The sequence below is a fragment of the Streptococcus orisratti DSM 15617 genome, from assembly GCF_000380105.1.
In the GTDB taxonomy this organism is placed as follows: Bacteria; Bacillota; Bacilli; order Lactobacillales; family Streptococcaceae; genus Streptococcus; species Streptococcus orisratti.
On the sequence record NZ_KB904515.1, the window covers coordinates 13,983 to 35,977 of the forward strand.

The following is a 21,995-nucleotide window of genomic DNA, read 5'->3' on the forward strand; positions in this document are numbered from 1 at the left end:
TTTGCTCTGTGAAATATTAATTCACAGGTACTCGCTATTTCTACCCAAACTTGTCCATTTGGCAAGGATATAATTAATTAAGAGGTGAAAATTGTGATTTCGAAACCAGATAAAAACAAAATCCGCCAAAAACGCCATCGTCGCGTACGCGGTAAACTCTCTGGAACTGCAGAACGCCCACGTTTGAACGTATTCCGTTCTAATACAGGCATCTACGCTCAAGTGATTGATGACGTAGCGGGTGTAACGCTCGCAAGTGCATCAACTCTTGATAAAGAAGTTTCTAAAGGAACTAAAACAGAACAAGCCGTTGTTGTCGGCAAACTTGTTGCTGAACGCGCAGTAGCTAAAGGTATTTCTGAAGTGGTCTTTGACCGCGGTGGATATCTCTATCACGGACGTGTTAAAGCTTTGGCTGATGCAGCTCGTGAAAACGGATTGAAATTCTAATAGGAGGACACTAAGAAATGGCTTTTAAAGATAACGCAGTTGAACTTGAAGAACGCGTTGTTGCGATTAACCGTGTTACTAAAGTTGTTAAAGGTGGACGTCGTCTTCGTTTTGCAGCTTTGGTAGTTGTTGGTGACCGCAATGGTAACGTTGGTTTTGGTACTGGTAAAGCTCAAGAAGTACCAGAAGCTATTCGTAAAGCAGTTGAAGCTGCTAAAAAGAATCTGATCGCAGTACCAATGGTTGGTACAACAATTCCACACGAAGTTCATTCAGAATTTGGTGGAGCTAAAGTATTGTTGAAACCTGCTGCAGAAGGTTCGGGAGTTGCCGCTGGTGGTGCAGTTCGTGCCGTCATCGAATTGGCCGGTGTTGCAGATGTTACATCTAAATCACTTGGTTCAAACACTCCAATCAACATCGTTCGTGCTACAGTTGAAGGTTTGAAGCAACTTAAACGTGCAGAAGACGTTGCTGCTCTTCGTGGCATCTCAGTTTCTGATTTGGCATAAGAAAGGGGATTATCATGGCTCAAATTAAAATTACTTTGACTAAGTCTCCAATCGGTCGCATTCCTGCACAACGTAAAACAGTTGTTGCCCTTGGACTTGGTAAGTTGAATAGCTCAGTTGTCAAAGAAGACACCCCAGCTATTCGTGGTATGGTTAATGCAGTATCTCACTTGGTTACTGTAGAAGATGTTAAGTAATTAACATTTATAATGACATTTAGGTCGCAGAGCTTTTCTCTTGCGACTTAAAGTGAATAGAGGTATAGGCGAGTTTCTATGGGGAGTCCTTTCCCCTCATAGAGGCGCTAGCATTTTACAAATAAGGAGAAAACTATAATGAAACTTCATGAATTACACCCTGCTGCAGGTTCACGTAAAGTTCGTAACCGTGTAGGTCGTGGGACATCATCAGGCAACGGTAAAACGTCTGGTCGTGGTCAAAAAGGTCAAAAGGCTCGTTCAGGCGGCGGTGTTCGTCTTGGTTTTGAAGGTGGACAAACTCCATTGTTCCGTCGTATGCCAAAACGTGGTTTCTTGAACATCAACGCTAAGGAATATGCACTTGTAAATCTTGAACAATTGAATATTTTTGAAGATGGTGCAGAAGTAACTCCAGTTGTTCTTAAAGAAGCTGGAATTGTTCGCGCTGAAAAATCAGGTGTTAAAATTCTTGGTAATGGTGAACTAACTAAGAAATTGACTGTTAAGGCAGCAAAATTCTCAAAATCTGCTGAAGCAGCTATCGTGGCTAAAGGTGGTTCTGTAGAAGTCATCTAATGAGGGGGACCCTAGATGTTCTTTAAATTACTAAAAGATGCTTTGAAGGTGAAACATGTTAGAAATAAAATTTTCTATACATTATTCATCATTCTCGTATTTCGAATTGGAACTCATATTACTGTTCCAGGTATCAATGCCAAAAGCTTGGAACAACTCAGTGATTTACCTTTCTTAAATATGTTGAACTTGGTTTCAGGTAACGCTATGAGAAACTTCTCAGTTTTCTCAATGGGAGTTAGCCCGTACATTACAGCTTCTATTGTGGTTCAACTATTGCAAATGGATATTTTACCTAAATTTGTTGAGTGGGGTAAGCAGGGGGAAGTCGGTCGTAGAAAGCTTAATCAAGCAACTCGCTATATTTCACTTGCCTTGGCCTTTATTCAGTCAATTGGTATTACTGCTGGCTTTAACACATTGTCATCAGTAGCTTTGGTTAAAAATCCAGATATTAAAACATATATGTTGATAGGTGCTTTACTGACAACAGGTAGTATGATTGTGACCTGGTTGGGTGAGCAGATTACAGACAAAGGGTTTGGTAACGGTGTATCAATGATTATCTTTGCAGGTATCATTTCATCAATTCCAAGTGCTATTTCGACCATTTATCAAGATTTCTTTGTCAATGTCCGTGCGACCGATATGATGTCATCATATATCTATGTTGCAATCCTTATCTTTGCTGTTTTGGCGATTGTATTCTTTACAACGTTCGTTCAACAAGCAGAGTATAAAATTCCAATTCAATATACCAAGCTTGCTCAAGGAGCTCCAACAAGTTCTTATTTACCTTTAAAAGTTAATCCTGCTGGTGTCATTCCCGTTATTTTTGCCAGCTCGATTACAACGATTCCAAGTACGATTATTCCATTCTTTCAACATGGGAAAGATATTCCTTGGTTAACGACTTTGCAGAATGTACTGAATTATCAAACACCGACCGGTATGCTAATATACGCAGTACTAATTATTCTCTTCTCGTTCTTTTATACTTTTGTTCAAGTTAATCCGGAAAAAACAGCTGAAAACTTACAAAAGAGTGCGTCCTATATTCCAAGAGTTAGACCTGGACGTGAAACAGAAGAGTATATGTCTTCAACATTGAAGAAATTGGCGACGATTGGTTCAGTATTCTTAGCATTTATTTCGTTAACACCAATTGCAGCACAGCAGATGCTAAACTTATCTTCAAGTATTGCATTGGGAGGAACTAGTCTTCTTATCTTGATTTCAACAGGAATTGAAGGTATGAAACAACTTGAAGGTTACCTCTTGAAGAGACAGTATGTAGGTTTTATGAACACAGCAGAGTAAGAAACCCTACAATATCTTAAAACAAAATTGAGGATCGGGGAGATCTCCCTGTCCTTCTCTTTTGTTTTTAAATCAGTTTAGCAGGTCGTATGTTTGCTTGGCTGATTTAAAAACAAAATAAGGAGACAATCATGAATCTTTTAATCATGGGTTTACCAGGTGCTGGTAAAGGTACTCAAGCCACAAAAATTGTTGAAAAATTTGGTGTTGCACATATCTCAACTGGGGATATGTTTCGTGCTGCAATGGCGAATCAAACTGAGATGGGGCTGCTTGCTAAATCATATATAGACAGAGGTGATTTAGTACCAGATGAAGTGACTAATGGTATTGTTAAAGAACGCCTTTCTCAAAAAGACATTGCTGAAAAAGGCTTCTTACTTGATGGTTACCCACGGACGATTGAACAAGCTTATGCTTTGGATGAAACACTTGCGAATCTTGGAATAAAGCTTGATGGCGTTATTAATATTGATGTGGATCCATCGTGTTTGTTGGAACGTTTAAGTGGTCGTATCATTAATCGTAAAACAGGGGAATCTTTCCACAAAGTTTTCAATCCACCAGTTGATTATAATGAAGAAGATTACTACCAACGTGAAGATGACAAACCTGAGTCGGTTCAACGTCGCTTAGAAGTTAATATTGCTCAAGGCGAACCAATTCTTGAACATTATCGTAAAGCTGGGCTTGTTACAGATATTGAAGGTAATCAAGAAATTGCTGACGTTTTTGCAGATGTCGAAAAAGCTATCGTAACATTGAAATAATTTAGTAATTTCTACTTGCGTAAGCTAACAACTCATGATATACTAGAATAGTCTGGCTTATAATTGTTACCTCTGTACTCAGAGGATATCAAATCGAATTTTTAGGGGGTACTTTTGCGTGGCAAAAGAAGATGTGATTGAAATTGAAGGCAAAGTTGTTGAGACAATGCCAAATGCAATGTTTACTGTTGAATTGGAAAATGGACACCAAATTTTGGCGACTGTTTCAGGAAAAATCCGTAAAAACTACATCCGTATTTTGGTTGGAGATCGTGTAACTGTTGAAATGAGTCCATATGATTTGACACGTGGGCGCATCACATACCGCTTTAAATAATCGAAATAATTGGAGGGATTAAAACATGAAGGTAAGACCATCGGTTAAACCAATTTGCGAATACTGTAAAGTTATTCGTCGTAACGGTCGTGTTATGGTTATTTGTCCAACAAATCCAAAACACAAACAACGTCAAGGATAAAAATAGAAAGGAGAAAAAATGGCTCGTATTGCTGGAGTTGATATTCCAAACGATAAACGTGTAGTAATTTCACTTACTTATGTGTACGGTATCGGTCTTGCGACATCTAAGAAAATCTTAGCTGCAGCTGGAATCTCAGAAGATATCCGTGTTAAAGATTTAACATCAGATCAAGAAGATGCTATCCGTCGTGAAGTAGATGCAATTAAAGTTGAAGGTGACCTTCGTCGTGAAGTTAACTTGAACATCAAACGTTTGATGGAAATCGGTTCATACCGTGGAATTCGTCATCGTCGTGGACTTCCTGTCCGTGGACAAAACACTAAAAACAACGCCCGTACTCGTAAAGGTAAAGCTGTTGCGATTGCTGGTAAGAAAAAATAATATAGGAGGTTAAAAAATTGGCTAAACCAACACGTAAACGTCGTGTGAAAAAGAACATCGAATCTGGTGTTGCTCATATTCACGCTACATTTAATAACACTATTGTTATGATTACAGATGTGCACGGTAATGCTATTGCTTGGTCATCAGCAGGTGCTCTTGGTTTTAAAGGTTCTCGTAAATCTACACCATTTGCTGCTCAAATGGCTGCTGAAGCTGCTGCAAAATCTGCGCAAGATCATGGTCTTAAAACAGTTGAAGTTACTGTAAAAGGACCTGGTTCAGGTCGTGAGTCTGCTATTCGTGCTCTTGCTGCTGCTGGTCTTGAAGTGACTGCTATTCGTGACGTTACTCCTGTACCACATAATGGTGCTCGTCCTCCAAAACGTCGTCGTGTGTAATCATTATTGTCAATAGTACACAAGATTCGTTTCGAGGGAGTATATAAATGATTGAGTTTGAAAAACCAATAATAACAAAAATTGATGAAAATAAAGATTACGGCAGATTTGTCATCGAACCGCTTGAACGTGGTTATGGTACAACTCTAGGTAACTCTCTTCGTCGTGTACTTTTGTCATCACTTCCGGGTGCTGCAGTAACATCAATTAAAATTGATGGAGTACTCCACGAATTTGATACTATCCCAGGTGTACGCGAAGATGTGATGCAAATCATCCTTAATATTAAGGGGCTTGCTGTAAAATCATACGTTGAAGACGAAAAAATTATCGAACTTGACGTTGAAGGTCCTGCAGAAATCACTGCTGGTGATATCTTAACGGATAGCGACATTGAGATCGTGAACCCAAATCATTATCTTTTCACCATTGCTGAAGGCCACAGTCTTAAAGCTACAATGACTGTCAATACTAACCGAGGTTATGTTCCAGCAGAAGGTAATAAAAAAGATGATGCTCCAGTGGGGACATTGGCTGTGGATTCTATTTACACACCAGTGAAAAAAGTTAACTATCAAGTTGAGCCAGCTCGTGTAGGTAGCAATGATGGCTTTGATAAGTTGACTATTGAAATCATGACAAATGGCACAATCATTCCTGAAGATGCAATAGGTCTATCAGCTCGTGTTTTGATTGAACACTTGAATCTCTTTACTGATTTAACGGATGTTGCTAAAGCAACGGATGTGATGAAGGAAGTTGAAAAAGTGAACGATGAAAAGGTGCTTGACCGAACTATCGAAGAACTTGATTTGTCAGTACGCTCATATAACTGTCTTAAACGTGCAGGTATTAACACTGTGTTTGATTTGACAGAGAAAACTGAGCCTGAAATGATGAAAGTTCGGAACCTTGGACGCAAGAGTCTTGAAGAAGTTAAAGTTAAACTTGCTGATCTTGGTCTCGGCTTAAAAAACGATAAATAAAATAGGAGGACAAAATGGCTTACCGTAAACTAGGACGTACTAGCTCACAACGTAAAGCAATGCTTCGTGATTTGACAACAGATCTTTTAATTAACGAATCCATTGTAACAACTGAAGCTCGTGCTAAAGAAATCCGTAAAACAGTTGAAAAAATGATTACTCTAGGTAAACGTGGTGATCTTCATGCTCGCCGTCAAGCAGCAGCTTTTGTACGTAATGAAATTGCATCAGAAAACTATGATGAAGCAACTGATAAATATACATCACAAACTGCTCTTCAAAAACTTTTTGATGACATCGCACCTCGTTATGCTGAACGTAACGGCGGATACACTCGTATCCTTAAAACAGAACCACGCCGTGGAGATGCTGCTCCAATGGCAATTATTGAATTAGTATAATTTTTATCAATTTTGTTGAGTGTTATGATGATGGGTTTTATCTATTTAGATATCCTTAGTCTAGCTCTGGTCTACCGCTGAGTTTATCTCAGCGGTAACACTCATCATATTGGTAATGATTAACGCTTGTTTACGAAATGCCTCTATTTTTAGAAGCACTTCGTAAGCAGGCGTTTTTTCGATCGTTATCAATTGAAGTGGGGTGTGGCAGCGACACTTTTGAAGCTAGCTGAGATAAGGTCGAGGAGTTTTCCCGGCCTTATCTTGTTGTTTTTAAAGTAAACTTTTGAGTTCTTTTAAGTTTTTCTGTTATAATACTAGTAACTAGCAATTAAAGGAAGGGCTATGACTAGTATTATTGAAAGAGCACCAGCAAAAATCAATTTGGGATTAGATATTATCGGTAAACATGAAGATGGCTATCATGAATTGTCTATGATTATGATTAGTGTGGATTTGAATGACTATGTAACAGTTTCTGATCTTGAAACTGATGGTATTATCATGGAATCTAACAACCATAAGATGCCTTTAAATGCCAGAAATGATGTCTTTAAAGCGGCCTCCCTGATAAAGGAGCGTTATGGGATTAAAAAGGGTGTCAAGATTGTTTTAGAAAAATCTATTCCTATTTGCGCTGGCCTAGGTGGAGGTTCTACGGATGCAGCTGCGACAATTCGAGCTCTGAACAAGCTTTGGGAGCTCAATCTTTCTAAGGATGAGATGATAGAGATTGGTTTTGCTATTGGCAGTGATGTCCCTTATTGTTTGGATGCTGGCTGTGCCTTGATTACTGGTAAAGGGGAGGTTGTTCAATGTTTGAATACCCATTTATCGTCTTGGGTAGTCTTGGTTAAACCTGACTTTGGAGTTTCAACAAGAACTATTTTTTCAGAGATTGACTGTAACACTATTTCTCGTGTGGATATTGAAGCTTTAAAAGCTGCTATTTTGGCTGAGGATTATAAAGCTATGATTGAGCACATGGGAAATTCGTTGGAGGACGTCACCATTTCGCGCAAGCCATTTATCCAAAAAATAAAAGATAAAATGATGAAATGTGGAGCTGACGTGGCTCTGATGACGGGGAGTGGACCAACAGTTTTTGCCCTTTGTCCGAGCGAGAAACGAGCAGACCGAGTTGTTAATGGCATGCGAGGTTTCTGTAAGGAAGTTTATAAGGTGAGGACGATATAAGAGTCAGAGATATTTGATTCTTTTTTTACTTTTTGATATAATTAACTGGTTAATAAATAGAGGTGAACGTATGAAACAACTAGAGAAACAAATTGATGCTTTGGTTAATCAGATTTTGTTGAAGGCGGAAAATCAGCACGAACTACTTTTTGGGTCCTGTGAGAGTGGTGTTAAACTGACCAACACTCAGGAGCATATTTTGATGCTCTTATCACAAGAACGTTTAACTAATTCTGACTTGGCTAAAAAGTTAAATGTCAGCCAAGCAGCGATTACTAAGGCTATTAAGAGTTTGCTGGCTCAGGAAATGCTGGCTGCTAAGAAAGACGCGGTGGATGCGCGTGTGACTTATTTTGAGTTGACAGAGTTAGCGCAGCCGATTGCTCATGAACACACGCATCATCACGATAAGACTTTGGATGTTTATAGTAAGTTGATTAGTCAGTTTTCTGAAGATGAGCAGCTTGTGGTTAGTCGTTTTTTGGAGCTTTTTTCTAACGAATTAGAAGGAGAAGCATGAGGTATATTACGGTGGACAATTTGACCTTCCAGTATGATAGTGATCCTGTTCTGGAAGGAATCAATTATTATTTAGACAGTGGAGAGTTTGTAACTCTAACAGGTGAAAATGGTGCTGCAAAGTCAACTCTGATTAAAGCAACACTAGGAATATTGACACCAAAGGTTGGTACAGTCACTATCTCTAAGACCAACAAGGATGGAAAGAAACTACGTTTGGCTTATTTGCCTCAACAAATTGCTAGTTTTAATGCAGGTTTCCCTTCAACGGTTTATGAATTTGTTAAGTCGGGTCGTTATCCGCGTAATGGCTGGTTTCGTCGTTTAAATAAGCATGACGATGAACATGTTAAGGTTAGTTTAGAAGCGGTAGGGATGTGGGAGAATCGCCATAAGCGTATCGGTAGCTTGTCAGGAGGTCAAAAACAACGCGCGGTGATTGCACGTATGTTTGCTTCTGATCCTGATATTTTTGTTTTGGACGAACCTACGACTGGTATGGATGCTGGAACAACGGCGACTTTTTATGAGTTGATGCACCATAGTGCTCATAAACATGGGAAGTCAGTCCTTATGATTACGCATGATCCTGAGGAGGTCAAGGCATATGCGGACCGAAATATTCATTTGGTACGCAATCAAGATTTACCTTGGCGTTGTTTCAATGTTCATGAGAATGACCAGAAAGGGGACAGCCATGCTTACTGAGATTTTTGCATATGATTTTATGCAACGTGCTGTTTTGGCGGTGGTTGCTATTAGTATTTTTGCACCGATTTTAGGGATTTTCCTAATTTTACGGCGTCAGAGTTTGATGAGCGATACTTTGAGCCACGTTTCTTTGGCTGGAGTAGCTTTTGGAATTTTACTAGGAATTTCAACGACTTGGTCAACTATCGTGGTTGTCACGCTTGCGGCTGTTGTACTGGAGTATTTGAGGACGGTTTACAAGCATTACATGGAAATTTCCACAGCCATCTTAATGTCGCTTGGTTTGGCAGTTTCGTTGATTATTATGAGCAAGTCGGATAATGCTGGCAGTATGAGTTTGGAACAATATCTCTTTGGTTCGATTATTACGATTAGTCAGGAGCAAGTTGTTGCACTTTTTGTCATTGCGGCCATTATCTTGGTGTTGACACTCTTGTTTATTCGTCCGATGTACATTTTGACTTTTGATGAGGATACTGCTTTTGTTGACGGCTTACCTGTTCGGCTGATGTCAATTTTATTTAACATTGTTACTGGTATTGCAATTGCTTTGACTATTCCTGCGGCAGGCGCTTTGTTGGTATCTACGATTATGGTTTTACCAGCCAGTATTGCGATGAGAATTGGAAAGAACTTCAAGTCGGTTATTTTCCTAGGAATTATCATTGGATTTGTTGGTATGGTAGCAGGAATTGTTATTTCGTATTATTGGGAAACACCTGCTAGTGCAACTATTACAATGATATTTATTGCCTTATTTGTTTTGGTTAGTTTGGTTAATCGCTTGATCAAGGCATCATAACTTGGACAAATGACAAACAAACACCCTTTTAAGAGTGTTTGTTACCTGTATCTAATATAGAATTGAGGAGATTGGTTTGAGTCCAATCTTTTTTGTAGTAGGAACTATCATTAATTCAAGAGAAGATGAGGCAATGACTGTCATGGATGTCTTGCCCAGCCTCATTAAATTATCAGTGAAGTGTTCTTATTTTTTCGCCACCGTTCTTGGTGTTTCTTTTCAAAGAAAGCAGCTCCTAAGAAGGAGACTATTGGCCTTAAGATATAGAAATAAAAGGCAACTGTTGGGTTAAAGTAGGCAAATATAATAACTGTAAGGTTGAAAATAGCAACCGTTAGTAATTGACGTAAATGGGCGACAGAGGCAAATTTGCGCGTGTAAGTCGTTCCAGAAAACTTTTCTTGTATGACAAAATAATTTAAGATTGACTGGCAAAGATTAACTGCAATCGTGACAATACCATATCCAACAACTGCACTTGTTGTAATGCCTTCCATCATCCATCTTGTAAAGAGGGGGATGAGAGCAAGTGTTGCCATAAAATTGAATTGAACAATTAAGATTTTACTGGTTGCATGTTCAATCTGACCGAGAATCTTGTGGTTATCATACCAAAAATCCGCTACGATGAAAAAGGATACAAAGAAGATAAGGATACCTGTTAAAAAATGATGTAAATCAATGGTATCGCTTGGTAGCGGAATTTCTAACAACATCATGGTGATAATCACTCCGATAACGGCATCAGAGAAGACCTCTATATGTTCTTTCAAGCGTTTGGCACGACGTATTTCATCATCGTGATAGACTTGTTCTAGAGCCTTTTGCCGTTCCTTGGCAGATAGCTTCTCTAACTCGGGATGAAGGAGGCTGGCCTCTTGTGCCATTTGTTCAAAGTAGTCATTCCAATCCTTTTGTTTTTCTGTCTTTTCTTTCACCTTCTGCATGTCGTTCTCCTAGTAGGTCAAGACAGAATATTTTTTCTTCCCACGGCGGATAACTGTTAATTCGTTGTCAATCTTGTCACTATCAGAAAGGCTGTAATCTAGATCTTGTACACGTTCTCCATTGATGTAGATGGCACCGTTTTGGACATCTTCTCGAGCTTGGCGCTTAGATGGACTAATGCCAGCAGCCACTAAGATGTCGACGATATTAAGGTTATCGTCAGCTTGTACGGCGTAGTTTGGTACGTTGCTAAGACCTTGTTTAAGTTCCTTAGCAGAGAGGTTTTTGATATTTCCTGCAAATAGTTGCTCTGTGATGTTGAGAGCCTGCATGTAAGCTTCCTCACCGTGTACAAGTGTCACAACTTCTTTGGCCAAGATTTTTTGGGCTAAACGTTCATGACGGGCAGCGTTAAATTGTTCCTCAATCTCTGCAATCTCATCAAGGGATAAGAAAGTAAAGATTTTCAAGAAACGGACAGCATCATCGTCCATGACATTGAGCCAGAACTGGTACATTTCATATGGTGACGTCTTGTCGGCATCTAACCAAACGGCGTTACCTTCTGATTTACCAAATTTCTTTCCAGTTGAGTCTGTGATGAGTGGAACAGTCATGACATGTCCTGTTTTATCTGCTTTACGGCGAAGCAATTCAGTACCTGCTGTCATGTTGCCCCATTGGTCAGAACCACCGATTTGGAGGGTAACATTATGGGTACGGTTGAGTTCGTAAAAATCGTAACCTTGCATGATTTGGTAGGCGAATTCGGTGTAAGAAATCCCTGTTTCGATACGTTTTTTGACAGAGTCTTTACTCATCATGTAGTTAACGGTAAAGTATTTTCCGACATCACGTAAGAAGTCGATAAAGCTAATGGTTCCAAACCAGTCGTAGTTGTTAACCATTTCGGCTTTATTGTCACCATTTTCAAAATCGAGGAAACGAGAGAGTTGACCTTGGATTTTAGTAACCCATCCCTCTACCGTTTCTTTGGTTTGAAGGCTGCGCTCTGCGTCTTTGAAAGAGGGATCACCGATCAGACCAGTAGCTCCACCAACTAGAGCGTAAGGTTTGTGCCCTGCTAATTGCAAGTGACGGCAGACGAGGATTGGTACCAAATGCCCCAAATGCAGGCTGTCGGCAGTTGGGTCGTAGCCAGAATAATAGGATACTTGCCCTTCTGTTAATGCTTTTACTAGGGCTTCTTCATCAGTCGTTTGAAAGACCAAGCCACGTGCTTTGAGTTCTTCGAAAATATTCATGAGCTTTCTCCTTTATCTTTATTGATTTACAGGCTATTATATCAAAAATTAGTGCTACTATGCAAGCTTGTTGAAAATTTGGTATAATGAAAAGTGAGGTATTTTAATGTTCAAAGGAAAGAAAAATAAGAAAAAAAGCGAAAAGCATACTTTGACGGTATTGGATGTTGGAGCAGTTTTTTTACGGACTCTGAAGCTGATGATTGATTTTGCTTATGTCATCATTTTGCTCTTTGTGATGTTGGGAACAGGTATGGCCTTTGGCTATCTGGCAAGTCAAATTGATACAATCAAAGTACCGAGTAAAGACAGCTTGGTTAGTCAAGTGAGTTCTCTGACTCGTATTTCTCAGTTGGCTTACTCTGATGGTTCTGCCATCGGACAAATAGATTCAGATTTGTTGAGGACACCTGTTGCGAGCACAGATATTTCTGATAATATCAAACATGCTATTATTGCCACAGAAGATGAAAATTTTGAGCATCACAAAGGAGTGGTTCCAAAGGCAGTTTTTCGTGCTACGTTAGCTTCAGTGCTCGGGTTTGGAGAATCAAGTGGTGGTTCGACTTTGACACAGCAATTGCTGAAACAGCAAGTTCTGGGAGATGATCCTACCTTTAAACGTAAATCTAAGGAGATTATCTACGCATTGGCCTTAGAACGTTATATGAGCAAGGATGAGATTTTGACAGACTACCTTAATGTTTCGCCATTTGGGCGTAATAATAAGGGACAAAATATTGCAGGGATTGAAGAGGCAGCGCAGGGAATTTTTGGAGTAAGAGCCAAGGATTTAACAGTTCCTCAAGCTGCTTTCTTGGCAGGACTGCCACAAAGTCCAATTGTTTATTCTCCGTACATGTCAGATGGTCAATTGAAATCTGAGGAAGATATGGCTTATGGTCTGAAACGTCAGAAGGATGTACTCTACAATATGTACCGCGCAGGCTATTTAACAAAGGCGGAGTATGAGGAATATAAGTCTTATAATGTTGTTCAAGACTTTAAACAGCCAGAAGCCGCTTCAACCACTTCCCACGATTTTCTCTACTATACGGTATTATCGGCCGCTCAGGATGTTATGTATGACTACTTGATTCAACGCGATCAAGTTTCAGAACAAGATTTGAAAAATGATGCAACCAAAGAAAGCTATAAAAAGCGTGCTTTGAGCGAATTACAGCAAGGTGGCTACACGGTAACTTCCACGATTGATAGAGCTGTTAATGATGCAATGCAATCCGCTGCTGCTCAGTTTGGTGCTTTACTAGATGATGGAACAGGAACTGTTCAGATGGGGAATGTTCTAATGGATAACGCTACAGGTGCAGTTCTTGGTTTTATCGGAGGTAGGGATTACCTTAGTAATCAGAATAATCACGCTTTTGATACCAAACGCTCACCAGGGTCAAGTATTAAACCAATCTTGCCTTACGGAATAGCAATTGATCAGGGAATAATGGGGAGTGCCAGTGTCTTGTCCAATTACCCGACGACCTTCTCAAGTGGTGAAAAAATCATGCACGGAGACGAAGAAGGTACAGGAATGATTAACCTTCAGGAAGCGCTGAATGTTTCTTGGAATATTCCAGCCTATTGGACGTATCAAAAGTTGCTGAATCAAGGTGTTGATGTTGAAGATTACATGAATAAGATGGGCTATGATATTGACAATTACAATATTGAAAGTTTGCCATTGGGAGGTGGTGTTGAAGTTTCTGTTGCTACTCAGACTAATGCTTACCAGATGGTAGCAAATAACGGAAACTATCAAGAACAGTACCTTATAGAAAAAATCACTACAAGTGATGGGACTGTTATCTACCAACATGAGTCTAAACCTGTTCGTGTTTTCTCTAAGGCAACCGCCACTATTTTGCAAGACCTTTTGAGAGGCCCAATTAGTTCTGGCAAAACGACAACCTTTAAATCACGTCTAGCAGGTTTGAATGCTAGTTTGGCAAATGCGGATTGGATTGGTAAAACAGGGACCACCAACTCAACGTCAGACGTTTGGCTGATGTTGGCTACTCCTAAGGTAACTTTGGGGGGCTGGGCCGGACATGATGACAACCATTCAATGGCCGCTTTAACGGGTTACAATAACAACGCCAATTACATGGCTAATCTCGTCAATGCTATTGATCAAGCTTCTCCAAATATTTTTGGAAATTCTGACAAGTTCAGTTTGGATTCTAGCGTCATCAAGGCAACAGTTTTGAAATCGACTGGATTACAGGCAGGAACCGTGACAGTTAATGGTCGTAGTATAACTGTTGGAGGTGAAACAACCGTTAGTTACTGGGCTCAGGGCGGTCCAGGCACCATGACCTATAAATTTGCTATCGGAGGTACGGATAGTGATTATGCTAAGGCTTGGTCAAGTTTAGGTAATAAGAAATAAATTTGCTTTTTTGAGAAAAATAAGGTATAATATCTTAGATATTTGTCGTCTTCTTTGGTTGAAATATTGTCCAACCAAGGTTTACAGCAGTTAAATCAAACTTTAAAGTCCGATTTAGCTGCTCTTTTTGTGCCTATTTTTAGGAAATATAAGAAATGTAACTTATATTTAAAGTTTCTAAAAATTCACACATAGACGAGCGATTTTTGTTGCTTGACTTGCTTAGCAAGTCCAAACACATAGAAGGAGTTAATATTTTGGCAGGACATGACGTTCAATACGGGAAACATCGTACCCGTCGTAGCTTTTCAAGAATTAAAGAAGTTCTTGATTTACCAAATTTGATTGAAATTCAAACAGACTCTTTCAAGGACTTCTTGGATAATGGTTTAAAAGAAGTTTTTGAAGATGTACTTCCAATCACTAACTTTACAGATACTATGGAATTGGAGTTTGTTGGTTATGAACTAAAGGAGCCTAAGTACACTTTAGAAGAAGCACGAATCCATGATGCTTCATACTCTGCGCCAATCTTTGTTACTTTCCGTTTAGTAAACAAAGAAACTGGAGAAATCAAAACTCAGGAAGTATTCTTTGGTGATTTTCCAATCATGACTGAAATGGGAACTTTCATCATCAATGGTGGTGAACGTATCATTGTTTCTCAGTTGGTGCGTTCTCCAGGTGTTTACTTTAATGATAAAGTGGATAAAAACGGTAAGATTGGATATGGTTCAACGGTTATCCCTAACCGCGGGGCATGGTTAGAATTAGAATCTGATTCAAAAGACATCGCCTATACACGTATTGACCGTACGCGTAAAATTCCATTTACAACTCTAGTTCGTGCTCTAGGCTTCTCTGGAGATGATGAGATTTTGGATATTTTTGGAGAGAGCGAATTGGTTCGCAATACTATCGAAAAAGATATTCACAAAAATCCTGCAGATTCACGTACGGATGAAGCCCTCAAAGAAATTTACGAACGCCTTCGTCCAGGTGAACCCAAAACGGCTGACAGTTCACGCAGCTTGTTGATAGCTCGTTTCTTTGATCCAAAACGTTATGATTTAGCAGCTGTTGGTCGTTATAAAATTAACAAGAAACTTAATCTTAAAACGCGTCTTTTGAACCAAACGATTGCAGAAAATTTGGTTGATGGAGAGACCGGTGAAATCCTTGTTGAAGCTGGTACGGTCATGACTCGTGATGTGATTGATTCCATCGCTGACTACATTGACGGAGACCTTAACAAATTTGTTTACACACCAAATGATTATGCCGTTGTAACAGAACCTGTTGTTCTTCAAAAATTTAAGGTTGTGGCTCCAACGGATCCAGATCGCGTTGTTACAATCGTTGGTAATGCTAACCCACACGACAAGGTGCGTGCGCTTACTCCAGCTGATATTTTGGCTGAGATGTCTTATTTCCTCAATTTGGCCGAAGGAATTGGTAAGGTTGACGACATTGACCACCTTGGAAACCGTCGTATTCGTGCCGTTGGTGAATTGCTTGCAAACCAGTTCCGTATTGGTCTTGCCCGTATGGAACGTAATGTTCGTGAACGTATGTCAGTTCAAGATAATGAAGTATTGACACCAACAGGTATTATTAACATTCGTCCAGTGACAGCAGCGGTTAAAGAATTCTTTGGTTCATCTCAGTTGTCACAGTTCATGGACCAGCACAACCCACTTTCTGAGTTGTCTCACAAACGTCGTTTGTCAGCCTTGGGACCTGGCGGTTTGACCCGCGATCGCGCTGGTTACGAAGTGCGTGACGTTCACTACACTCACTATGGTCGTATGTGTCCTATCGAAACCCCTGAAGGACCTAATATCGGTTTGATTAACAACTTGTCTTCTTATGGTCATTTGAACAAGTATGGATTCATCCAAACACCATACCGTAAGGTTGACCGTGCAACAGGTGTTGTCACAAATGAGATTGTTTGGTTAACAGCTGATGAAGAAGATGAGTACACTGTGGCTCAAGCAAACTCACCATTAACTGAAGATGGCAAATTCGCTAACGAAATTGTCATGGGACGTCATCAAGGGAATAACCAAGAATTTCCTGCAAGTATTGTTGATTATGTGGACGTATCACCTAAACAGGTAGTTGCGGTAGCAACTGCATGTATTCCGTTTTTGGAAAATGACGACTCCAACCGTGCCCTTATGGGTGCCAACATGCAACGTCAGGCTGTTCCATTGATTGATCCACATGCGCCTTATGTCGGTACAGGTATGGAATATCAAGCTGCTCATGACTCAGGTGCTGCGGTTATCGCCCAACACGATGGACGTGTTGTATTCTCAGATGCTGAAAAAGTTGAAGTTCGTCGCGAAGATGGCTCACTAGATGTTTACCACATCACAAAATTCCGTCGCTCAAACTCAGGAACTGCCTATAACCAACGTACTTTGGTTAAGGTTGGCGACCTTGTTGAAAAAGGTGATTTCATTGCTGATGGGCCTTCTATGGAAAATGGTGAAATGGCTCTCGGTCAAAATCCAATTGTCGCTTACATGACATGGGAAGGTTACAACTTTGAGGATGCCGTTATCATGTCTGAGCGTCTTGTTAAAGAGGATGTTTACACATCTGTCCATTTGGAAGAATTCGAATCAGAAACACGTGATACAAAGCTTGGCCCTGAAGAAATCACTCGTGAAATTCCAAACGTTGGTGAGGAAGCCCTTAAAGATCTTGATGAAATGGGTATCATCCGTATTGGTGCTGAAGTTAAAGAAGGCGATATCCTTGTTGGTAAGGTAACACCTAAGGGTGAAAAAGACCTTTCTGCGGAAGAACGTCTCTTGCATGCCATCTTTGGTGACAAGTCACGTGAAGTGCGTGATACATCGCTCCGCGTACCTCACGGTGGTGATGGTATCGTTCGTGATGTGAAGATCTTTACACGTGCTAATGGTGATGAATTGCAATCGGGTGTTAACATGCTTGTTCGTGTGTACATTGCCCAAAAACGTAAGATTAAGGTCGGAGATAAAATGGCCGGTCGTCACGGAAACAAAGGGGTTGTTTCTCGTATCGTTCCTGTTGAGGACATGCCTTACCTTCCAGACGGGACACCAGTTGATATCATGCTGAACCCACTTGGGGTGCCATCTCGTATGAATATCGGACAAGTTATGGAGCTCCACCTTGGTATGGCTGCGCGTAACTTGGGTATCCACATTGCGACGCCAGTCTTTGACGGAGCAACTTCAGATGACCTTTGGTCAACCGTTCAAGAAGCTGGTATGGACTCAGATGCTAAGACAGTCCTTTATGATGGTCGTACCGGTGAACCATTTGATAACCGTGTATCCGTTGGGGTCATGTACATGATCAAACTTCACCACATGGTTGATGATAAACTTCATGCGCGTTCTGTTGGTCCTTACTCACTGGTTACCCAACAGCCACTTGGTGGTAAAGCACAATTTGGTGGACAACGTTTTGGTGAAATGGAAGTGTGGGCTTTGGAAGCTTATGGTGCTTCAAACGTTCTTCAAGAAATCTTGACTTACAAATCAGATGATGTTAATGGTCGTTTGAAAGCTTATGAAGCGATTACCAAAGGAAAACCAATTCCAAAACCAGGAGTGCCAGAATCCTTCCGCGTTCTTGTGAAAGAGTTGCAATCCCTTGGACTTGATATGCGTGTCCTTGATGAAGATGATCAAGAAGTTGAACTTCGTGATCTTGATGAGGGTGAAGATGATGACGTGATGCATGTCGAGGAACTTGAAAAAGCCCGCCAAAAACAAGAAGAAGAGGAACGTGCAGCAGCGGTGGCTGCCGCTGCTGAAACAGCAGCAGAAGTTGTCGAAGAAGACTAAGACAGAGTAAAGATAAGAGCTCTGAAAGCAAGGCAAACACTAACAAATGCGGTTTGCCTTGAGAGTATCTGTTCCTAAGTTGGAAAGATAAAAAGAGCGCGTTCCTTGTGGAATGCTATTGCTAAATCAAAGAAAGGTAAAACTAGTGGTTGACGTAAATCGTTTTAAAAGTATGCAAATCACATTAGCCTCACCAAGCAAAGTCCGTTCTTGGTCTTATGGTGAAGTTAAAAAACCTGAAACAATCAACTATCGTACGCTCAAACCAGAACGTGAAGGACTCTTTGACGAAGTCATTTTTGGTCCGACAAAAGACTGGGAATGCGCCTGCGGCAAATATAAACGTATCCGTTACAAAGGGATTGTTTGTGACCGTTGTGGGGTTGAAGTAACTCGTGCTAAAGTTCGTCGTGAACGCATGGGTCACATTGAATTGAAAGCGCCAGTATCGCACATTTGGTACTTCAAAGGTATCCCATCGCGTATGGGACTTACCCTTGATATGAGTCCACGTGCCCTTGAAGAAGTTATTTACTTCGCAGCTTATGTGGTTATCGACCCAATGGACACACCGCTTGAGCCAAAATCTCTCTTGACAGAGCGCGAATACCGTGAAAAATTACAAGAATATGGTTACGGTTCATTTGTGGCTAAAATGGGTGCAGAAGCTATTCAAGACTTGCTCAAACGTGTGGATCTTGAAGCTGAAATCGCAGAGCTTAAAGAGGAATTAAAATCTGCAACTGGTCAAAAACGTGTGAAAGCTGTTCGTCGTTTGGATGTGCTGGATGCCTTTTACAAATCTGGTAACAAACCAGAATGGATGGTTCTGAACATCTTGCCAGTTATCCCACCAGATCTTCGTCCAATGGTTCAATTGGACGGTGGACGTTTCGCCGCCTCTGACTTGAATGACCTTTACCGCCGTGTTATCAACCGTAACAACCGTTTGGCGCGCTTGCTCGAATTGAATGCCCCAGGTATCATCGTGCAAAATGAAAAACGGATGCTTCAAGAAGCAGTAGATGCTTTAATTGATAACGGTCGTCGTGGCCGTCCTATCACAGGACCAGGTAGTCGTCCGCTTAAATCGCTCAGTCACATGCTGAAAGGTAAACAAGGACGTTTCCGTCAAAACTTGCTCGGGAAACGTGTTGACTTCTCAGGCCGTTCCGTTATTGCCGTTGGCCCAACATTGAAAATGTATCAATGTGGTGTGCCACGTGAGATGGCAATTGAACTCTTTAAACCATTTGTGATGCGCGAAATCGTTGCACGTGATTTTGCTGGTAATGTCAAAGCAGCTAAACGTATGGTTGAACGTGGAGACGAACGTATCTGGGATATTCTGGAAGAAGTCATCAAAGAACACCCAGTTCTTCTTAACCGAGCACCGACTCTTCACCGTTTGGGTATCCAAGCCTTTGAACCTGTTTTGATTGATGGTAAGGCGCTTCGTCTTCATCCACTTGTCTGTGAAGCCTACAATGCCGACTTTGACGGAGACCAAATGGCCATCCACGTGCCACTTTCTGAAGAAGCGCAAGCTGAAGCACGTCTTTTGATGCTCGCTGCCGAACACATCCTTAATCCTAAAGATGGTAAGCCAGTCGTAACCCCATCGCAGGACATGGTTCTTGGTAACTACTACTTAACTATGGAAGATGCTGGACGTGAAGGTGAAGGTATGATTTTCAAAGACCGTGATGAAGCTGTTATGGCTTACCGCAATGGATACGTTCACTTGCATTCACGTGTTGGTATTGCCGTTGACAGCATGCCAAACAAACCATGGACAGATGAACAACGTCATAAAATTATGGTCACAACTGTTGGTAAGATTCTCTTCAACGATATCATGCCAGATGACCTACCATATCTTCAAGAGCCAAATAATGCTAACTTGACTGAAAAAACACCGGATAAATACTTCTTGGCACCAGGACAAGATATTCAAACCGTTATTGATAGTTTGGATATTAATATCCCATTCAAGAAGAAAAATCTTGGTAATATCATCGCTGAAACCTTTAAACGTTTCCGTACAACTGAAACATCAGCTTTCCTTGACCGCTTGAAAGACCTTGGGTACTACCATTCAACACTTGCTGGTTTGACTGTAGGGATTGCCGATATTCCAGTCATTGATAACAAAGCAGAGATTATTGAAGCGGCTCACGAGAAAGTTGAGCAAATCAACAAAGCCTTCCGTCGTGGTTTGATGACAGACGACGATCGTTACGTTGCTGTAACAACAACATGGCGTGAAGCTAAGGAAGAACTTGAAAAACGTCTGATTGAAACACAAGATCCTAAGAACCCTATCGTTATGATGATGGACTCTGGAGCGCGTGGTAACATCTCAAACTTCTCACAGCTTGCCGGTATGCGTGGTTTGATGGCTGCTCCTAATGGACGTATCATGGAACTGCCTATCTTGTCTAACTTCCGTGAAGGTTTGAGCGTTTTGGAAATGTTCTTCTCAACTCACGGTGCGCGTAAAGGTATGACGGATACCGCTCTGAAGACTGCCGACTCAGGTTACTTGACCCGTCGTCTGGTTGACGTGGCCCAAGATGTTATCATTCGTGAAGATGACTGTGGAACCGACCGTGGTCTTGTCATCACAGCCATTACAGATGGTAAAGAAGTAACCGAAACTCTTGAAGAACGTCTTATTGGGCGTTACACTAAGAAATCTGTTAAACACCCAGAAACTGGTGAAGTTATCGTTGGTCCTGATACCTTGATTACGGAGGACACGGCTGCTGAAATTGTCAAAGCTGGGGTAGAAGAAGTGACTATTCGTTCTGTCTTCACATGTAATACCCGTCATGGTGTCTGCCGTCATTGTTATGGTATTAACCTTGCTACTGGAGATGCTGTTGAAGTGGGTGAAGCAGTCGGTACAGTTGCTGCCCAATCTATTGGGGAGCCTGGTACACAGTTGACCATGCGGACCTTCCACACGGGTGGTGTTGCGTCAAATACTGACATTACGCAAGGTCTTCCTCGTATCCAAGAAATTTTTGAAGCCCGTAATCCTAAAGGGGAGGCTGTTATTACCGAAGTCAAAGGTACTGTTGTTGACATTGAAGAAGATGCTGCAACTCGTACGAAGAAAGTCTTCGTAGAAGGTAAAACTGGTACAGGTGAGTACGTGGTGCCATTTACAGCCCGTATGAAAGTACAAGTTGGAGATGAAATCCACCGTGGTGCGCCTTTGACTGAAGGCTCTATCCAACCAAAACGTCTCCTTGAAGTGCGTGACACCTTGTCAGTTGAAACTTATCTCCTTGCTGAGGTACAAAAAGTTTACCGCAGCCAAGGGGTAGAAATCGGTGACAAGCACGTCGAAGTTATGGTTCGCCAAATGCTTCGAAAAGTTCGTGTCATGGATCCAGGTGATACCGATCTCCTTCCAGGAACTCTTATGGACATCACCGATTTCACTGATGCTAACAAGGATATTGTCATCATTGGCGGCATTCCTGCGACATCACGCCCAGTCCTTATGGGAATCACTAAGGCTTCTCTTGAAACCAATTCATTCTTGTCAGCGGCTTCCTTCCAAGAAACAACACGAGTTCTGACAGATGCGGCTATCCGTGGTAAGAAGGATCATCTTCTTGGTCTTAAAGAAAATGTTATCATCGGTAAGATTATCCCAGCTGGTACAGGTATGGCACGTTACCGTAACCTTGAACCACAAGCAATCAATGATCCACTTGATGGTACTGAAGAAAATACACCAGCAGAAGAAGCTTCCGAAGAAGTACAAGCTACAGAAGCTGATTAATAACGTAAAAATGTCTGAGA

21 protein-coding genes are annotated in these 21,995 nt (G+C 41.0%); 19 read left to right on the top strand and 2 right to left on the bottom strand.

The genetic code is table 11. The features are described 5' to 3' along the window. Nucleotides 1-93 precede the first annotated feature (93 nt). The 16 genes from rplR to A3I7_RS0110960 all read left to right on the top strand — a co-directional run bounded on the left by rplR (nt 94) and on the right by A3I7_RS0110960 (nt 9,708). Nucleotides 94-450 (top strand): 50S ribosomal protein L18, encoded by a 357-nt coding sequence (gene rplR / locus A3I7_RS0110890; protein WP_026183112.1) that lies wholly within the window; start codon nt 94-96, stop codon nt 448-450. Between the two features lie 17 nt (nt 451-467). Continuing rightward, on the top strand, nt 468-962 hold the full coding sequence (gene rpsE, locus A3I7_RS0110895) for a 30S ribosomal protein S5 (RefSeq protein WP_018376782.1): 495 nt from the start codon (nt 468-470) through the stop codon (nt 960-962). A gap of 14 nt (nt 963-976) precedes the next feature. Next, entirely contained in the window at nt 977-1,159 is a 183-nt protein-coding gene (gene rpmD / locus A3I7_RS0110900; protein WP_018376783.1) for a 50S ribosomal protein L30, read from the top strand. A 138-nt stretch (nt 1,160-1,297) separates the two neighbouring features. After that, nucleotides 1,298-1,738, top strand: coding sequence for a 50S ribosomal protein L15 (rplO, locus tag A3I7_RS0110905; RefSeq protein ID WP_018376784.1), 441 nt, complete (start codon nt 1,298-1,300; stop codon nt 1,736-1,738). 15 nt (nt 1,739-1,753) lie between these two features. Then, the gene (gene secY / locus A3I7_RS0110910; RefSeq protein ID WP_018376785.1) at nt 1,754-3,058 is read left to right on the top strand and encodes a preprotein translocase subunit SecY; all 1,305 of its coding nucleotides are present in this window, start codon (nt 1,754-1,756) and stop codon (nt 3,056-3,058) included. 131 nt (nt 3,059-3,189) lie between these two features. Further along, a complete protein-coding gene (locus A3I7_RS0110915; protein WP_018376786.1) occupies nt 3,190-3,828 on the top strand; it encodes an adenylate kinase in 639 nt (212 codons plus the stop codon). 118 nt (nt 3,829-3,946) lie between these two features. Next, nucleotides 3,947-4,165: a translation initiation factor IF-1 gene (gene infA, locus A3I7_RS0110920; protein ID WP_001040189.1), complete on the top strand. Its 219-nt coding sequence runs from the start codon at nt 3,947-3,949 to the stop codon at nt 4,163-4,165. Between the two features lie 25 nt (nt 4,166-4,190). Then, nucleotides 4,191-4,307, top strand: coding sequence for a 50S ribosomal protein L36 (rpmJ, locus tag A3I7_RS13835; RefSeq protein WP_000868345.1), 117 nt, complete (start codon nt 4,191-4,193; stop codon nt 4,305-4,307). 18 nt (nt 4,308-4,325) lie between these two features. Next, nucleotides 4,326-4,691 carry a 30S ribosomal protein S13 gene (gene rpsM / locus A3I7_RS0110925; protein WP_003046081.1) on the top strand — a complete coding sequence of 122 codons (366 nt, stop codon included), beginning with the start codon at nt 4,326-4,328 and terminating at the stop codon, nt 4,689-4,691. Between the two features lie 17 nt (nt 4,692-4,708). After that, a complete protein-coding gene (gene rpsK, locus A3I7_RS0110930; RefSeq protein ID WP_018376787.1) occupies nt 4,709-5,092 on the top strand; it encodes a 30S ribosomal protein S11 in 384 nt (127 codons plus the stop codon). A 47-nt stretch (nt 5,093-5,139) separates the two neighbouring features. Beyond that, nucleotides 5,140-6,078: a DNA-directed RNA polymerase subunit alpha gene (locus A3I7_RS0110935; RefSeq protein ID WP_018376788.1), complete on the top strand. Its 939-nt coding sequence runs from the start codon at nt 5,140-5,142 to the stop codon at nt 6,076-6,078. A 14-nt stretch (nt 6,079-6,092) separates the two neighbouring features. Continuing rightward, a complete protein-coding gene (rplQ, locus tag A3I7_RS0110940; RefSeq protein ID WP_018376789.1) occupies nt 6,093-6,479 on the top strand; it encodes a 50S ribosomal protein L17 in 387 nt (128 codons plus the stop codon). A gap of 345 nt (nt 6,480-6,824) precedes the next feature. Beyond that, nucleotides 6,825-7,676 (top strand): 4-(cytidine 5'-diphospho)-2-C-methyl-D-erythritol kinase, encoded by an 852-nt coding sequence (gene ispE / locus A3I7_RS0110945; RefSeq protein WP_018376790.1) that lies wholly within the window; start codon nt 6,825-6,827, stop codon nt 7,674-7,676. 70 nt (nt 7,677-7,746) lie between these two features. Beyond that, nucleotides 7,747-8,196 carry a zinc-dependent MarR family transcriptional regulator gene (locus A3I7_RS0110950; protein WP_018376791.1) on the top strand — a complete coding sequence of 150 codons (450 nt, stop codon included), beginning with the start codon at nt 7,747-7,749 and terminating at the stop codon, nt 8,194-8,196. Then, on the top strand, nt 8,193-8,903 hold the full coding sequence (locus A3I7_RS0110955; protein ID WP_018376792.1) for a metal ABC transporter ATP-binding protein: 711 nt from the start codon (nt 8,193-8,195) through the stop codon (nt 8,901-8,903). Before A3I7_RS0110950 ends, A3I7_RS0110955 begins: the two co-directional genes overlap by 4 nt. Then, nucleotides 8,893-9,708 (top strand): metal ABC transporter permease, encoded by an 816-nt coding sequence (locus tag A3I7_RS0110960; RefSeq protein WP_018376793.1) that lies wholly within the window; start codon nt 8,893-8,895, stop codon nt 9,706-9,708. The genes A3I7_RS0110955 and A3I7_RS0110960 overlap by 11 nt, the downstream gene beginning before the upstream one ends. A 164-nt stretch (nt 9,709-9,872) precedes the next feature. On the opposite strand, the gene A3I7_RS0110965 is transcribed toward A3I7_RS0110960, so the two are convergent. Together A3I7_RS0110965 and tyrS are read right to left on the bottom strand one after the other, a co-directional pair. Then, nucleotides 9,873-10,655, bottom strand: a complete 783-nt coding sequence (locus tag A3I7_RS0110965; RefSeq protein WP_018376794.1) for a TMEM175 family protein — start codon at nt 10,653-10,655, stop codon at nt 9,873-9,875. 9 nt (nt 10,656-10,664) lie between these two features. After that, on the bottom strand, nt 10,665-11,921 hold the full coding sequence (tyrS, locus tag A3I7_RS0110970) for a tyrosine--tRNA ligase (RefSeq protein WP_018376795.1): 1,257 nt from the start codon (nt 11,919-11,921) through the stop codon (nt 10,665-10,667). Nucleotides 11,922-12,027: 106 nt separating this feature from the next. Here tyrS and pbp1b point away from each other — a divergent pair, with 106 nt between their 5' ends. The 3 genes from pbp1b to rpoC all read left to right on the top strand — a co-directional run bounded on the left by pbp1b (nt 12,028) and on the right by rpoC (nt 21,975). Then, entirely contained in the window at nt 12,028-14,325 is a 2,298-nt protein-coding gene (gene pbp1b, locus A3I7_RS0110975; RefSeq protein ID WP_018376796.1) for a penicillin-binding protein PBP1B, read from the top strand. Between the two features lie 257 nt (nt 14,326-14,582). Continuing rightward, complete coding sequence (gene rpoB / locus A3I7_RS0110980; protein WP_018376797.1) at nt 14,583-18,176, top strand: DNA-directed RNA polymerase subunit beta; 3,594 nt, start codon at nt 14,583-14,585, stop codon at nt 18,174-18,176. A gap of 145 nt (nt 18,177-18,321) precedes the next feature. After that, nucleotides 18,322-21,975 carry a DNA-directed RNA polymerase subunit beta' gene (rpoC, locus tag A3I7_RS0110985; RefSeq protein WP_026217235.1) on the top strand — a complete coding sequence of 1,218 codons (3,654 nt, stop codon included), beginning with the start codon at nt 18,322-18,324 and terminating at the stop codon, nt 21,973-21,975. The last annotated feature ends 20 nt before the right edge of the window (nt 21,976-21,995 follow it).

Bases quoted from the DNA above. Each gene is read 5' to 3' on its own strand.
- rpsE (WP_018376782.1), top strand. From the start codon at position 468: ATGGCTTTTAAAGATAACGCAGTTGAACTTGAAGAACGCGTTGTTGCG.
- rpmD (WP_018376783.1), top strand. From the start codon at position 977: ATGGCTCAAATTAAAATTACTTTGACTAAGTCTCCAATCGGTCGCATT.
- rplO (WP_018376784.1), top strand. From the start codon at position 1,298: ATGAAACTTCATGAATTACACCCTGCTGCAGGTTCACGTAAAGTTCGT.
- secY (WP_018376785.1), top strand. From the start codon at position 1,754: ATGTTCTTTAAATTACTAAAAGATGCTTTGAAGGTGAAACATGTTAGA.
- A3I7_RS0110915 (WP_018376786.1), top strand. From the start codon at position 3,190: ATGAATCTTTTAATCATGGGTTTACCAGGTGCTGGTAAAGGTACTCAA.
- rpmJ (WP_000868345.1), top strand. From the start codon at position 4,191: ATGAAGGTAAGACCATCGGTTAAACCAATTTGCGAATACTGTAAAGTT.
- rpsM (WP_003046081.1), top strand. From the start codon at position 4,326: ATGGCTCGTATTGCTGGAGTTGATATTCCAAACGATAAACGTGTAGTA.
- A3I7_RS0110935 (WP_018376788.1), top strand. From the start codon at position 5,140: ATGATTGAGTTTGAAAAACCAATAATAACAAAAATTGATGAAAATAAA.
- rplQ (WP_018376789.1), top strand. From the start codon at position 6,093: ATGGCTTACCGTAAACTAGGACGTACTAGCTCACAACGTAAAGCAATG.
- ispE (WP_018376790.1), top strand. From the start codon at position 6,825: ATGACTAGTATTATTGAAAGAGCACCAGCAAAAATCAATTTGGGATTA.
- A3I7_RS0110950 (WP_018376791.1), top strand. From the start codon at position 7,747: ATGAAACAACTAGAGAAACAAATTGATGCTTTGGTTAATCAGATTTTG.
- A3I7_RS0110955 (WP_018376792.1), top strand. From the start codon at position 8,193: ATGAGGTATATTACGGTGGACAATTTGACCTTCCAGTATGATAGTGAT.
- A3I7_RS0110960 (WP_018376793.1), top strand. From the start codon at position 8,893: ATGCTTACTGAGATTTTTGCATATGATTTTATGCAACGTGCTGTTTTG.
- A3I7_RS0110965 (WP_018376794.1), bottom strand. From the start codon at position 10,655: ATGCAGAAGGTGAAAGAAAAGACAGAAAAACAAAAGGATTGGAATGAC.
- tyrS (WP_018376795.1), bottom strand. From the start codon at position 11,921: ATGAATATTTTCGAAGAACTCAAAGCACGTGGCTTGGTCTTTCAAACG.
- pbp1b (WP_018376796.1), top strand. From the start codon at position 12,028: ATGTTCAAAGGAAAGAAAAATAAGAAAAAAAGCGAAAAGCATACTTTG.